The organism is Streptomyces sp. NPDC036984 (genome assembly GCF_055607665.1).
Genome location: NZ_JBVJRL010000004.1, coordinates 41,376 through 54,958 on the forward strand (window position 1 = coordinate 41,376; position 13,583 = coordinate 54,958).

Annotated in this window: 10 protein-coding genes and 1 tRNA gene; 9 read left to right on the top strand and 2 right to left on the bottom strand. The window is 70.7% G+C overall.

The features are described 5' to 3' along the window. Window positions 1-644: 644 nt before the first annotated feature. From ACZ7DL_RS09625 to ACZ7DL_RS09655, 7 genes are all read left to right on the top strand, one after another. Window positions 645-914 carry a hypothetical protein gene (locus ACZ7DL_RS09625; protein WP_470772864.1) on the top strand — a complete coding sequence of 90 codons (270 nt, stop codon included), beginning with the start codon at window positions 645-647 and terminating at the stop codon, window positions 912-914. Between the two features lie 256 nt (window positions 915-1,170). Further along, the gene (locus tag ACZ7DL_RS09630) at window positions 1,171-1,674 is read left to right on the top strand and encodes a tyrosinase family oxidase copper chaperone (protein WP_470772866.1); all 504 of its coding nucleotides are present in this window, start codon (window positions 1,171-1,173) and stop codon (window positions 1,672-1,674) included. Beyond that, window positions 1,658-2,524: a tyrosinase family protein gene (locus tag ACZ7DL_RS09635; RefSeq protein WP_470772868.1), complete on the top strand. Its 867-nt coding sequence runs from the start codon at window positions 1,658-1,660 to the stop codon at window positions 2,522-2,524. Before ACZ7DL_RS09630 ends, ACZ7DL_RS09635 begins: the two co-directional genes overlap by 17 nt. 284 nt (window positions 2,525-2,808) lie before the next feature. After that, window positions 2,809-3,042: a hypothetical protein gene (locus tag ACZ7DL_RS09640; RefSeq protein ID WP_470772869.1), complete on the top strand. Its 234-nt coding sequence runs from the start codon at window positions 2,809-2,811 to the stop codon at window positions 3,040-3,042. A gap of 378 nt (window positions 3,043-3,420) precedes the next feature. Then, entirely contained in the window at window positions 3,421-3,708 is a 288-nt protein-coding gene (locus ACZ7DL_RS09645) for a hypothetical protein (protein WP_470772871.1), read from the top strand. 613 nt (window positions 3,709-4,321) lie between these two features. After that, window positions 4,322-5,857, top strand: coding sequence for a hypothetical protein (locus ACZ7DL_RS09650; protein ID WP_470772873.1), 1,536 nt, complete (start codon window positions 4,322-4,324; stop codon window positions 5,855-5,857). 714 nt (window positions 5,858-6,571) lie between these two features. Next, window positions 6,572-6,997: a DUF4158 domain-containing protein gene (locus tag ACZ7DL_RS09655; protein WP_470772875.1), complete on the top strand. Its 426-nt coding sequence runs from the start codon at window positions 6,572-6,574 to the stop codon at window positions 6,995-6,997. 401 nt (window positions 6,998-7,398) lie between these two features. Here ACZ7DL_RS09655 and ACZ7DL_RS09660 read toward each other — a convergent pair whose 3' ends face one another. After that, window positions 7,399-7,650 carry a chaplin gene (locus ACZ7DL_RS09660; RefSeq protein WP_470772877.1) on the bottom strand — a complete coding sequence of 84 codons (252 nt, stop codon included), beginning with the start codon at window positions 7,648-7,650 and terminating at the stop codon, window positions 7,399-7,401. Between the two features lie 1,358 nt (window positions 7,651-9,008). After that, window positions 9,009-9,084, bottom strand: a tRNA-Arg gene (locus ACZ7DL_RS09665). Window positions 9,085-9,404: 320 nt separating this feature from the next. Here ACZ7DL_RS09665 and ACZ7DL_RS09670 point away from each other — a divergent pair. Together ACZ7DL_RS09670 and ACZ7DL_RS09675 are read left to right on the top strand one after the other, a co-directional pair. Continuing rightward, a complete protein-coding gene (locus ACZ7DL_RS09670; RefSeq protein ID WP_470772878.1) occupies window positions 9,405-11,012 on the top strand; it encodes a dynamin family protein in 1,608 nt (535 codons plus the stop codon). A gap of 3 nt (window positions 11,013-11,015) precedes the next feature. Beyond that, a complete protein-coding gene (locus ACZ7DL_RS09675; protein WP_470772880.1) occupies window positions 11,016-13,472 on the top strand; it encodes a YfjP family GTPase in 2,457 nt (818 codons plus the stop codon). Window positions 13,473-13,583 lie beyond the last annotated feature (111 nt).

Consider the following 13,583-nt stretch of genomic DNA (forward strand, 5'->3'; position numbering starts at 1 on the left):
AGTCATCAAGCGTGCAAATCCGGTGTAATCCTGAGATATCCGGCGAGTGTGTCGGAAGCGTGAAGCCGGTCTTCCGTCCTGAGACCACCCTGTTGGCGCAACAACCCGGCACAGTGCCGCGCATTGCTTTCCGGACCGCCGCCTTGCCCGGAGCTCCACTGTGGAGGGCGGCGGATGTCGCTTCCCGCCCGGCGGGGCAGGGGGCAGCCGGCCTGACTACCGCCTCAACCAGGCGGGACGGGGCAGGAGGAGGAAGGCGGGATCCGACACTGGGACACATCGCGCGCACACCAGCAACTCGGCGCATCCAGAGGTGAGTTCACCCCGGTAACCGACCTGCTGAACGCCGTGCCCGAGGCGCACAACGGCCGGCACCGGTTGCAAGACCGACGTGTCGGCCTCAGCGCTGTCCGGCAGCGGCCCGTCGGCTCCGACGCTCCCCGGCACGTCGCCCTCGGCGCCGGTTGTTCCCGTGCGGGGCGTCACGCTCCCCGGTCGTATCGCTTTGCGGAATCCGTCTGCATAGATCTCATATGAGGACTCGTCATCTTCCGGGACTCCAGTTTCCGCCCCGGTCAGAGCTCGTTAGGCACGGTGACAGACTCTCCCGCCGGCAGCCTGCGTTGCCGAAGAAAGGAAACACGATGAAGTCCATGAAGGTCGCTGCCGCCCTTGCCGGGTCCTTGATCGCCGTCGGCGTCGCCGCGCCCGCGTTCGCCGCAGGCGCCGCCGACTCGGTGCCCGCCACTCTCAGCGGCACCCTCGACACCGCGGTCCCCCACGAGGTGGCGCACCTGCAGTCCGGGCGGGACTTGCTCGCCACCGACGGCAAGGACTCGCTGCTTCACACGGTGAAGGAGGCGGCGACCGCGGTGAACCACGCCGAGCCGGTGCACGGCAAGGTGTCGCTGTAGGGCTGGGACCACGCCGTACGAAGTCGGCCCTCGACAGTGTTCGAGGGCCGATTCTCCATGTGTACGGCCAGGACGCCGCCCTCCCGGCCCGGCCCGCCGGACCGCTGGATACACGTCCCTCGGTGACGGCTTCGACCGCGTCGGCGACGCGCCCGCCCCGACCGCCGGTGATCACTTACCTGGCCGCGTGGCGGTGACCGCGCCGGGAGTTCGGCAGTTACGGCTCCGGACAACCGGACCGGACGAGGAGTGAGCCATGGTCGTCAGCGTCGGTGGAGAACCGGCGGGTACCGAGGACGGAGCACCGGGCCCGGTGCGGTCTGAACCGGCGGGCAGAACACGGCGGAATGCGGCGCGCCGTCTGCTCGCCTGCGCGCTCGCCGCCGTCCTGGCCCCCATGGCCGAGGCATGCCTGCCTTCGCGCCCGGGATCCGCACCCGGGGACAAGTCGGGCGACACCGCCTTCGACCAGACCCATCACGGCAGCCGCATCCGAGGTGTGTGGACCCCCGCCCGCGGCGCAGGCGTAGCCGGCCAGTGGCACGTCACCGTGGACGGCCGCCCTCTGCACCTGATGCGCCGCGCCGACGACACCTGGCTGAGCATGGTCGACCACTACCGGTCGTACCGGACACCGCTCGAGGCCGCCCGCGCCGTCGTCGAGGAACTCGGCCCGGGACGGCGGCTGCGCGACCTTGCTCAGGACGCGGACGGCGCGGGACACCCGCACACGGGGGGCCGGCATGGCGTACGTGCGTAAGGACGTCGGCACGCTCACGAGGGACGAGATGCGCCGGTTCGTCAACGCGCTGCTGGAGGTCAAGCGGCAAGGCCAGTACGACGAGTTCGTGCGAACGCACATCCAGTATTTCGCCTCTGACGGCGAGCAGGGACTGCGCACCGCGCACATGGCGCCCTCCTTCCTGCCCTGGCATCGCCGGTTCCTGCTCGATCTGGAGGAGGCGTTGCGCCGTGTGGACTCCTCGGTGACCGTTCCGTACTGGGACTGGACGCGCGACCGCACGACCACATCCCTCCCCTGGACGGAGGACCTCCTCGGCGGGGACGGGCGCCGCTCCGACCGCCAGGTGATGACCGGCCCGTTCGCCTATCGGGAGGGCAACTGGACCATCAAGGTGGGCGTGACCGACGAGGTGTTCCTCACCCGGGACCTCGGCCACTCGCGCGATCCGATCGACCTGCCCACGAAGAGCGACCTGGCGTGGGCGCTGGAGGATCCCGCCTACGACGCCGCGCCCTGGGATTCGACGGTCACGCGAGGTTTCCGCAACAAACTGGAGGGCTGGGGCACCGGGCGGGGTGGCGCCTCCTGGCGCAACCACAACCGGGTGCACCGCTGGGTCGGCGGGGTGATGCTCGGCGCCGCCTCCGTCAACGATCCCGTCTTCTGGCTGCACCACGCCTTCATCGACCTGCAGTGGTACCGCTGGCAGCGCCGGCACGGCGGGGCCCGCTATCTTCCCGAGACACCGCCGGGACCCGGTGAGGAGCAGCACGACCGGATCGTGGCACGGCACCAGAAGCTGCCGCCGTGGGACGCGACTCCGGGCGAACTGGAGGATGTCGGCCGGATCTACCGGTACGCATGAGCTGACGCGGGTGACATTGCATCAGGCTCATTCGGCGGGTTCCTCACATTGTGCGCCGACGGCCGCCGAGCGTGCAGCAGATCAGTCACGGATCGGCAATGCGCATGGAGCTGATAAATGAGACTTGTCTTTTCCGTTGCTCCATCTGTGGCAACTCCTGGCCATACGGGTGAAGGCGCGAATCTTCTTGCTGGATGGGGCCGTTGTTCCGGGTGTTCAATCCTGCTCACGGAGATTCCGCAACGGCGGGACTCCATCGCAGAAAACCGAAGGGAAGAAATTCCGTGTCGAAGATCAGCTTTGAAGAGCTCGACGGCCTGACGGGCGAGATGCTGCCGGAGCGCGCGGTGCTGTCCGCCTTCTACGGTGGTGGCGGCGGCAACGACGGCAGCAACATCGTCAGCACCCCGGTCTGCTCGGTCCAGTCGACCCAGCCGGCCGGCGTCCTCGCCCTCGTCACTGGGTTCCAGAACACGCAGCAGGTCTGCAGCGCCTCCGTGGCCAGCAGCACCTTCTAGTCTTGACGGCAGCGGCCGGGGCACCCTTTCCCCGGCCGCTGTTCTTATGTCGGACCACCTGAAGACGATCGCGGCAACTTATAACAGAAGACACCACTGGCACAGGGCGCCGACAGGGCACGTGGCCGCCGCGCCGCTTCTGGCGCCCAAAACCCACCTTCATCAGGGCGCCGCAGGGCACGTCCGCAGGCTTGCTGGGAAAGGTGAGGCGGCGGCCGTCGTCCCTCTCCCTTCCTCCATCTGTGGCAACTTTTGGCTATACGGGTGAAGGCGCGGATCCTCTTGCTGGAGGGGTCGTTGTTCTGGGTGTTCAATCCTGCTTACGGGGATTCCGCAACGGCGGGACTCCATCGCAGAAAACCGAAGGGAAGAAATTCCGTGTCGAAGATCAGCTTTGAAGAGCTCGACGGCCTGACGGGCGAGATGCTGCCGGAGCGCGCGGTGCTGTCCGCCTTCTACGGTGGTGGCGGCGACGACGGCGGCTACGGTGATGGCGGCGACAACGGCGGCCACGGTGGTGGTGGCGGCAACGACGGCAGCAACATCGTCAGCACCCCGGTCTGCTCGGTCCAGTCGACCCAGCCGGCCGGCGTCCTCGGCCTCGTCGCTGGGTTCCAGAACACGCAGCAGGTCTGCAGCCCCTCCGTGGCCAGCAGCACCTTCTAGTCTTGACGGCAGCGGCCGGGGCACCCTGTCCCCGGCCGCTGTCCACATGTCGGACCATGTTCATGACGGTGTGTGCTTTCGGTGCCCGAAGAGGCGTCGGGTGTCTCGCCGGGTGCCACGGCCCCGCCTTGTGGCATGGGAGCCCCGGAAAGAACATGGGTCCTCTTCGTACTTTCCGACAACAGCACACATCACCTCCAGCTTCTCGCAGGCGGTGACGTACGCGGTAGCGGTGGCGGAGCCCCGGTCGCCCATGCCCGCCGGGCCGGTGTGTCGCATGTCGACGGCACGCTGGGGTTGCTCGGCGCTGGGCCTCGGCCCGAAACAGCGGCACGACGAGCGGGTCGGCTGCGATCACCGCCACCTGCGGCGCACGGCTCCCCGCGCCTGCCGCAGTCACCGTGACGCAGGTAGCGGTGCACCGGAAAGGCCCTGCGGCCGGGACTGCGGTGGGCGGCTCTGGAACGCGTCCAGCGCAGGCGGAGGAGCACGAACGGGGCCGGCCGCCGCGAGGCCCCGGCGGGAGAACTATCCCCTTTGGGAGATCGCCATCAGTACGCAAGCACCCACACCGGTTCAGTCGGAGCCGCCTGCCCCCGTCGGGGCAGTGCCCATGCTCACCGAGGGAACCGAGTTGGTAGGCGAGTTCGCCGGTTCCGGATACCGCCATCCACCCCACCTGGTGCACCGCTTCGACGGGCAGGTCATCCAGCTGCCCGACGTGCTCTACAAGACCGCAAGGAGTCTGGAGCGACACCAGGCCGAGGCGGCGAGATCGGGCGACGGGCGTCAGCTCCTCGACCGTGTGGCGCAGGAACTCACCCGGACCACCGGTCGTACGTTCGGCGCCGACCATGTGGCCTTCGTGCTCGACAACAAGCTCGCACCGCTGGGGATCACCACGCGAAGCGACGGCACCCTCGCCGACTTCGCCAAGACCGAGCACGCGTTCCTCGGTCTGCGCCACCGCACCGCAGTGGTGTCCGAAAACGGCGCCTGGATCGTCGCGGGGATCTTTTCCTGGCTGTTCCAGCCCCTCCTCGTGCTGCTGGTCGTATCGACGTTCCTGGCGGCCGAGATCTACCTGTTCGGCACTCAGGATCCCGGTCTCGCCATGATCGGGGTGATGTCCGACCCCGGCGGCACTCTCATCATGATCGGACTGGCGCTGGCGTCTGCCGCCTTCCACGAGATCGGCCACGCCGCGGCTTGCCGTTACGGGAACGTACGCCCCGGGGTCATGGGGTGCGGGCTCTACCTGGTGTGGCCGGCCTTCTACACGGACGTCACCAACTCCTATCGGCTCGACCGCGTCGGGCGACTGCGCACCGACCTGGGCGGCGTCTACTTCAACAGCCTGTTCATCCTCGGTCTGATCGTGCTGCAGCTGCGCAGTCCGTCCCCGGTACTGCTGGCGGCGATCCTGCTCGTCAACCTCGAAATGGTCCAGCAGCTTCTGCCGACCCTGCGTTTCGACGGCTACTACATCATCTCGGACCTGGTCGGCATCCCTGACCTGTTCAAGTACATCGGCCCCATCCTGCGCCGCACTCTCCTGCGACGCCCACCGGAAGAGCGGCTCCAGGCCCTCAAGCGGTGGCCCCAGGTCGTCGTCACGATCTGGGTCCTCACCGTACTGCCCGCCCTCGGAACACAACTCGGCCTCGTCGTCTTCCGGCTGCCCGAGATGACGACCACGGCATGGGCTGCCGCCGTCGCGCTCGTCAGCAAGGCCACCACCAGCACCACACCCGTGCTGAGCACCGCGGCGGCCTGCGTGCAGATCCTCTTCCTTGTGCTGCCGCTGCTCGGCGCCGCGCTCATTCTCTGGAACCTGGGGAACACGGCGGTCCAGCTGCTGCGCCGGCGCTTCGGCAGACACACGCCCCGCACCGAGGGCCACCGGCACGGAACCCTGTCACTGCTGCTGTGGGGGGCCGTGGGCACCGCCGCCGCCCTCGGCCTGGCCTACCTGCTGTGGATCCTGATCCGCCCGGTGGTGTCCAAGGACCATGCGGCTCCCACCCGTGCCATCCGATCACAGCCGACGGTCACTCCAGAAGCACCCTCGGCCGCAGTGTGGCGCCCAGCGGACTTCGCGCTGCCCGCCGACCGCACCGGCGTCGGCCACGGTCGCGTCATGCTGTGAAACCCGATGGGCTGTCATGTGATCCGGACGACCGATGGGCGGGTCCGGGGGAATTGCGCGGGCGTGGGGACCGCGGTGGGTGCGGGTGCGAGAGCGTCCCACAGCGGGACACCGGCCAGGACCGGCGGGGACGTCCCGGGTGGACCCCGGGACGTCGAAGGCCGGACTGAACCCGGGAACACCTTCGCGTCACCGCGTCGTCCTGAGACTCGGGGACACCATGGCCGCCGTGCGCACACGGCTGCTCCGGGGCGCCGGGGAGGCAGGGCGGTCCTGGGCCTTCGGGGTCTCCGGAGGGCGGTGCGCGGCCGGTGCAGCTCTGGGCCTCCCCCGTCGCCGCCCGGTGTCCACGGCGAACGGCGCTCCCCGAAGCGGCCGCTTCGGGCGAGACGTACCGCGGCCACCGGATCCGCGGTTTGCGGTCTGCCGGTACCGGCCCCGGTCTCCTGTCTCTGACCCACGGTGCAAAGTAGCCGCCGCTCCCTTCTGCTCTCCCGTTGCTTCGTGTCTGGCCGGTTCGTCAGGCCAAACGAGTAGTCGGTGGAGGGGTGGGAGCGTTCATGCGCCGGGAGTGGTCGCCAGAGGACGTGGTGGCCTGCTGGACGCCGGTGGGCAGCGACTGGCACTTGGTCGCGAACAAGTCCGGCCCGACCAGGTTCGGATTCGTGCTGATGCTGAAGTTCTTCGAGCTGGGGGGCCGGGTTCCCTCAGTTTGTGGAGGAGTTTCCGCCGGCCGCGGTCGACTACGTGGCCGACGTGGTCAAGGTGCCGACCGAGGACTTGGCGAAGTACGACCTGTCGTTCCGCTCCGCAAAGGGCCACCGTACGCAGATCCGCGAGGCCCTCGGGTTCCGCCCGGCGACCCGAGCCGACGAGGAACGGCTGACCGGCTGGCTCGCCGATGAGGTCTGCCCGGTGGAACTGGTGGAGGACCGGCCGAGCGAGGCCCTGCTCGTGCAGTGCCGCAGAGACCGCATCGAGCCCTCGGGCCGAGCCCCCGACGACGGCCGGGCCGCGAAGGCGAGTTTCTGTGGCCGCCGCTACCTTGCACCCTGGGTCAGGGACAGGAGACCGGGGCCGTACCGTGCGGAAGGGACGCCGGGCCGCAGGGCCATGCGGAAGGACCTGCCGGAGTGGTGACCACATCGGGGAGGAACCGTCACGACGCACGAGCGCATGAACGTCGGTGCGCCGACGCGCCGGTGCAGCAGGGGTTCGGGCAGAGGTGCGGGGCCTGGCAGCAGGGCATGGCCCCTGTTGTGGCTCGACCACCCGGTCGTGGAGCACCGGTGAACGCGTGCTGTGTGGCGGTGGTGTCCACAGGGCCGCGGCGCGCACCGAGGGTGGGTGATGGCGCGGCACGTGACGGCGCCTCCAAGGAGGGTGGTGCCGGATCAGGTGGAGGGCATGGGCGTCTGCCGCTACCCGAGAGAGGTACACCTACGGCTGAGCCCGGCGGTCGGACTCCGCCAAGGGCTCAGCCGTGTTTGCTGTGTGTGGGGCGTGGGCTGTGATCAGAGGCCGTAGTGGTCCTCGTCCTCCTACTGACCGTCGGCGTTGCCGCAGGCGTTGCCGTAGGACGGGTTCATCAGACTGAAGAGCGCGCTCACGGTGTTCCCGCACAGGTTCGCCGGCACGTGGACGGGTGCCTGGAGCTCGTTCCCCGAAACCACTCCGGGCGAGTTGACGGCTCCGCCGTTGGCATCCGCGGCGGCCGAGGCCAGACCGGCCCCGCTGAGGACCAGGGCGGACGTGCCCAGACCGAGGGTCGCCACCTTCGCGATGCGAGACATCACGGTTCTCCTTTGAGTCGACAGTCGATAAACGCGCCCGCACCGACGCGGCCGCACGTTTCCTCAACGCTCCCCGCGCACCGCAGGTAACGGTTTTCGCCCGGGTATCTCCCTTTCACGGGGCCCTGGCCTACCCCCGGGCATGTCCTGCCGAGGCAGCCCGCGCGGTGGCCCACTGGTGACATTCGGTTCGGTCCATGGGGTCCGAGCCGGGGAGGGCCAGGAAGCCATCCGGCAGACATGCCTTGACGGCCCGGCCAGGATCACGTCGTCGAGGCGAAGCAGACGGAAGACGGACCGCGTCACCGGGCAGCTGTGTGGGCCCGGGGTACGCGTATCTCGGCGAGCATCGAAGGCGGCATGCGGTGCAACTGGCGCTGGCGGACTCGACAGCGATCGGCAGGTCCGCCGGCTGTCCGTTGTCCGCTGGGAAGGCATCCCGGCGGCCAAAGGCGATGGGAGAGTGGCGCTTCGGCAGTTGAGCACTGATCCGCCATGGGCAAGGATGAGCCCATGAGTCACGGCTTACGTCGTATCAGTGGACTGGTGGTTGTGATCGCAGGCATCGCGTTGGGCGCTTGGGTGGTCTTCGGGTCCCCGCACTACTGGGAGGGCACCGCAGTGCTCGGGCGTGTGGCACTCGGCCTGGGCTCTCTGATGATGATCAGTAGTTCGCCACGGCTCATCTTCACCGACGCTTCTCAGTACGGGCCCCGCAGCCGAAACGACGGAGCGTGAAGCGACACCCGCTTCACGAGTTCGATCTCTCTGCAACTCGGCGTGCCGAGAAGCGGTTCGGTGCTCGCTCGTCGATCCGGCTGTGGCCGCATCGGTGCGTCACCGTCTGCAGCTCCTTGCCCTCGGTCTTGCCGGGAATCTTCGGGAGCTGGGTTTTACTGGTCGGGGTGTTGTCAGTGCGCCGCTGCGGGGCCGTCATCGGCCGTTGCCGGCTGCTGTCGAGCGACCTCGCACGGCCCGGCGTTCTGCGCCGACACATCGCCGGGCAACAGCTCCAGCCGGGTGATCTGCTCTGCCAAGGGGAGTCGGGTGGCATCGTCGCCGGCTCCGTCATCCGAGGGGCGTGGCGCAGCGCGCGTAAGGCCGTACTGCCCCCGCACGTCTTCGAGTCGCCCAGCGGGCGGCGCGTGTGCGACAACCGGAACATGCCGGGCGTTGGCTGATCTTCCCCGGGTCGAGAACTTCCACACGCATTCGGCACGGCCACCCGCCACAACTCGGTGACAACCGGACAGCCCCGGAGTCTGCCCTTGATCATCAAGAGGGCGTCCGAGGCTTCGTGGTGGTCAGTGCTACCCGCCTGACCAGCAAAAAGCCCTCCCAAGCGGGAGGGCGGAGACTGGCGCCCCCGGCAGGACTCGAACCTGCGGCCAAGCGCTTAGAAGGCGCCTGCTCTATCCACTGAGCTACGGGGGCCGGATGGGTGGCCTCGTGCCTGGTGCCCTGGTGTGGGCTCATCCGTGACGTTGCCGGGGACAAGGATAGGGCTCCCGGTTCCTTGACCCTGTCGCTTCGCCTCCGTGGCTCGATGTGGAGGTTCGGTGAAGCGATCCTGATAATCGCAGGCAGGTACGAATCGTGCACCGCTTTTGGTGCCTGGCGCACCGGGTGTTGTGCACTCGTTATGCCTGGCCTGTGCCCGTGTCCTAGTCCTCCCTTCTGCCCGTTCTGTTCCGTCGGCGCGCAGACATGTCCATATGCTTCAGAATTCCCCTAAAATTGGGCATTCTTCACATGTGGTGACCTTGGACGTACGGCCTCAGCTGCTCGACACACTTTCCGCTCTGCGCGACCGTGTCGCCGCCGCACGCTTTCCGCTGCCCCTCGCGGGGGCCCCACGCGCGCGTGCCAACCGCGACGAACTCCTGGCGCAGCTCGACGACTATCTCGTACCCCGCCTGCGGCAGCCGGAGGCCCCGCTGCTGGCCGTCGTCGGCGGCTCCACCGGCGCGGGCAAGTCGACGCTGGTCAACTCCCTCGTCGGCCGACGGGTGAGCGAGGCCGGCGTACTGCGCCCGACCACCCGGACACCGGTGCTCGTCTGCCATCCGGAGGATCATCACTGGTTCAGCGGCATGCGCGTGCTCCCCGACCTGACCCGCGTGTGGGCACCGAACCGGGACGTCGGCGACGAGTTCCTGCTCGCCGAGGAGGATCCCGGGCGCGTGCTGCGCATCGAGACCGCCGACACGCTCCCGCGCGGGCTCGCCCTCCTCGACGCCCCCGACGTCGACTCCCTCATCGCCGACAACCGCGTCCTCGCCGCCGAGCTGATCTGCGCCGCCGACGTCTGGATCATGGTCACCACGGCCGCCCGCTACGCCGACGCCGTCCCCTGGCACCTGCTGCGTACCGCCAAGGAGTACGACGCGACGCTCGTCACCGTCCTGGACCGGGTGCCCCACCAGGTCGTCTCCGAGGTCTCCCGGCAGTACGGCGCCCTCCTCACCAAGGCCGGCCTCGGCGACGTACCCCGCTTCACCGTCCCCGAGCTGCCCGAGTCCGCCTGGGGCGCCGGGCTGCTGCCCGCGACCGCCGTCGCGCCCCTGAAGAGCTGGCTCGTCCACCACGCCCAGGACCCCTCCGCCCGGCAGCAGGTCGTGGCCCGCACCGCCCACGGCGTCCTCGCCTCGCTCAAGTCCCGGATGCCCGAGCTGGCCGGCGCGGCCGCCGCCCAGTACGCGGCGGCCCTCCGGCTCACCTCCGCCGTGGAAACCGCCTACGACAAAGAGCACGCGCGCGTACGGGGCCGCCTCCAGGCCGGTGCGGTCCTCGCCGGGGACGCCCTCAAGCGCTGGCGTGCCTTCCCCCTGGACTGCACCGCCGGGGAACTCCTCGACGCCCTTGTGGAGAGCCTCGCCGCGCTGCTGCTGTGCTCCGTCACCGCCGCCGACGAGCGCGTCGACGACGCCTGGCGGCGCGAGCCCGCCGCCGACGCCCCGGAGCTCACCGGCCGCGACACCTCCCTGGAGCGCGCCGAGCACCGCATCGGCCTCGCGGCCCGGCGCTGGCGGCGCGAGCTGGAGGAGTACGCCGAGGACGAGGTACGGCACCTGGAACGCACCGGCGCGCCCGACCCGGAGGTGGTCGCCGCCCTCGTCGCCACGGCGGTGCTGGGCGGTCGCCGGGCGCGCAACGCGGGCGAGGGGATCGCCGAGCGGCTCGGCGCCCACGGCGCGCTGCGGCTGCGCGACCGGGCCGGGCGGCTGCTCCTCGAGCACGTGGACCGCGTCATGCACGCCGAACGCGAGCGGCGCCTCGCCCCGCTCGACGCCCTGGACGTCCGGGCCGAGCCGCAGGCCGACCTCATCGCCGCGCTGTCCGTACTGCTGAAGGAGAGGTGACCGGTGACCGCCGTCACTGACCACGACCACATGGATCACACCGACCACATGACGCGCACCGAGCACGGGAGCGACAGCGGCGACACCGGATCCATCGAGGGCGCACGGGACAACGTCGAACGAGTCGACGCCCTCACGAAAGCCGGCCTCAACCTCGTGAAAGATGCCCGCGGCGACGACGGCCCCGGCACCGGTCGCCCCGCGGACGCCCGCCCCGCCGCCACCGGCGGCTGCGACGACAAGGACAGGGGCACGGACGGGAACGGTGCCAGGGGCGAGGTCAGGGACGCGAGCGGCGGCGGGCACCCACAGGGGGACGGGGACGGGGGCGACGGCCGGACGGAGGGCGGCGGCACGGGCAAGGACGCCGTCCACGCTCCTCACGCGCGCGTGCCAGACGCCGGCCCGACTCCGGACCGCCCTGCGTCTGTGAAGGACGAGGCGGAGGGGCGGGATCGCTCTGCGCGTGTGAACGATGAGGCGGATCGCTCTGCGCGTGTGAACGATGAGGCGGAGGGGCGGGATCGCCCCGCGCGTGTGAAGGACGAGACCGACGGCCGGGATCGCCCCGCCCGCCCGAAAGACGCCCACGCCGACGTAGCCGTCTCCGTCCCCCGCCCGCACGCTCCCGCGCCGCACACGCCCCCCTCGCCGAAACCCCGCCCCGCAGCGGACGCCACGCCGTCCCCCAAGGCCGCCGCCGACGGCGGGAACGACGCCGAATCCCAGGAAACCTGGGACGACGGTCTCATCGCGCGGCGCGTCACCGAGGCGAACGCCGCCGCCCTCGCCGCCGACCGCGCCTCCGCGGGAGAGCCGGCACACCGCGGCCCGGGCAGCCACACCCCGGCCCCGCTGGCGTACGACGGCCCGCTGCGCTCCCGCCTGGACGCCCTGCGCGAGCTCGTCGGCCTCTCCCGCACGCGTCTGGACACCCGGACCCTCGCCGAGGCGGGCCGTGTGCTGGACGAGGCCGCCGCCCGCCGCAAGCTGTCCGGCCGGCACACCGTCGTCGCCCTCGCCGGCGCGACCGGCAGCGGCAAGTCGCAGCTGTTCAACGCGCTCGCCGGTGTCGCCATCTCGGAGACCGGGGTACGACGTCCGACCACGGCCGCACCCATCGCGTGCAGCTGGAGCGACGGCGCGGCGAGCCTCATCGACCGGCTGGGCATCCCGGGCCGGCTGCGCCGCCGTCCGCTGCACAACGCGGACGCCGAGGGGCAGTTGCGCGGGCTGGTCCTGGTCGACCTGCCCGACCACGACTCCGCCGCCGTACAGCACCGCGAACAGGTCGACCGGATCCTGAAGCTGGTCGACGCGGTCATCTGGGTGGTCGACCCCGAGAAGTACGCCGACGCCATCCTGCACGAGCGCTACCTGCGGCCGATGGCGGGCCACGCGGAGATCATGTTCATCGTCCTCAACCAGGTGGACCGGCTGCCCGGGGACGCCGCCGACCAGGTCCTGGACGACCTGCGGCGGCTGCTGGACGAGGACGGCATCGCGCTCGGCGAGCACGGCGAACCGGGCGCCACCGTGCTCGCACTGTCCGCGCTGACCGGCGAGGGCGTCGGCGACCTGCGCGAGGCGCTCGGCCAGTTCGTGGCGGAGCGCGGCGCGGCGGCCCGCCGGGTGGCGGCCGACGTGGACGCCGCCGCGGCCGAGCTGCGGCCCGTGTACGCCACCGGGCGGCGGGTCGGCCTGAGTGAGGAGGCGCGCGAGGAGTTCGCCGCGCGGCTCGCCGACGCGGTGGGTGCCACGGCGGCGGGCGAGGCCGCCGAACGCGCCTGGCTGCGCAACGCCAACCGCGCCTGCGGCACCCCCTGGCTGCGGCTGTGGCGCTGGTACCAGGGCCGGGGCGACTCCACGACGGGCCGGCTCCCGGTGCGCACCCAGGCGGACGAGGAGGCCACGGCCCGCCAGCGGGTCGAGCAGGCGGTCCGTACGGTCTGCGACCGGGCGTCGGCCGGGTTGCCCACGCCCTGGGCGCAGGCGGTGCGCGAAGCGGCCGTACGCGGCTCCCAGGGGCTGTCCGAGGCGCTGGACGACCTGGCGGCGCGGGCCGGGCTCCCGCCGGGCCGCCCGCCGCGACCGGGCTGGTGGCCGGTGGCCGTGCTGGTGCAGGCGGCGATGACCCTGCTCCAGATCGTGGGCGGTGCCTGGCTGGCCGGGCAGATCGCCGGGGTGATGGCGCCCAACCTGGGCGTCCCGGTGCTGCTGATGGTGTGCGGGATCGTCGGCGGGCCGTTCGTGGAGTGGGGTTGCCGGATGGCGGCCCGGGGGCCCGCCCGGCGCTACGGCCAGGAGGCGGAACGGCGGCTGCGGGAGGCGGCGGCGAGCTGCGGCCGGGCCCGCGTGCTCGATCCGGTGGCGTCGGAGCTGCTGCGCTACCGCGAGGTGCGGGAGCAGTACGGCAGGGTCGTGCGGTCCGATGCCGGGGCGGGTGCCGGGGTGGGCTGAGGGCGGGGCGGTCGGGGTGGCCCAGCAGCTGATCCAGGCCACCAGCGGCCCTGGCGACGAGGTGATGTACGCCGGCGCGCAGCTGGTGACAGCGGTGGCTGTGGAGATGGA

Coding starts and splice junctions, on each gene's coding strand:
- ACZ7DL_RS09650 (WP_470772873.1), top strand. CDS start 4,322: ATGCTCACCGAGGGAACCGAGTTGGTAGGCGAGTTCGCCGGTTCCGGA.
- ACZ7DL_RS09630 (WP_470772866.1), top strand. CDS start 1,171: ATGGTCGTCAGCGTCGGTGGAGAACCGGCGGGTACCGAGGACGGAGCA.
- ACZ7DL_RS09660 (WP_470772877.1), bottom strand. CDS start 7,650: ATGTCTCGCATCGCGAAGGTGGCGACCCTCGGTCTGGGCACGTCCGCC.
- ACZ7DL_RS09635 (WP_470772868.1), top strand. CDS start 1,658: ATGGCGTACGTGCGTAAGGACGTCGGCACGCTCACGAGGGACGAGATG.
- ACZ7DL_RS09625 (WP_470772864.1), top strand. CDS start 645: ATGAAGTCCATGAAGGTCGCTGCCGCCCTTGCCGGGTCCTTGATCGCC.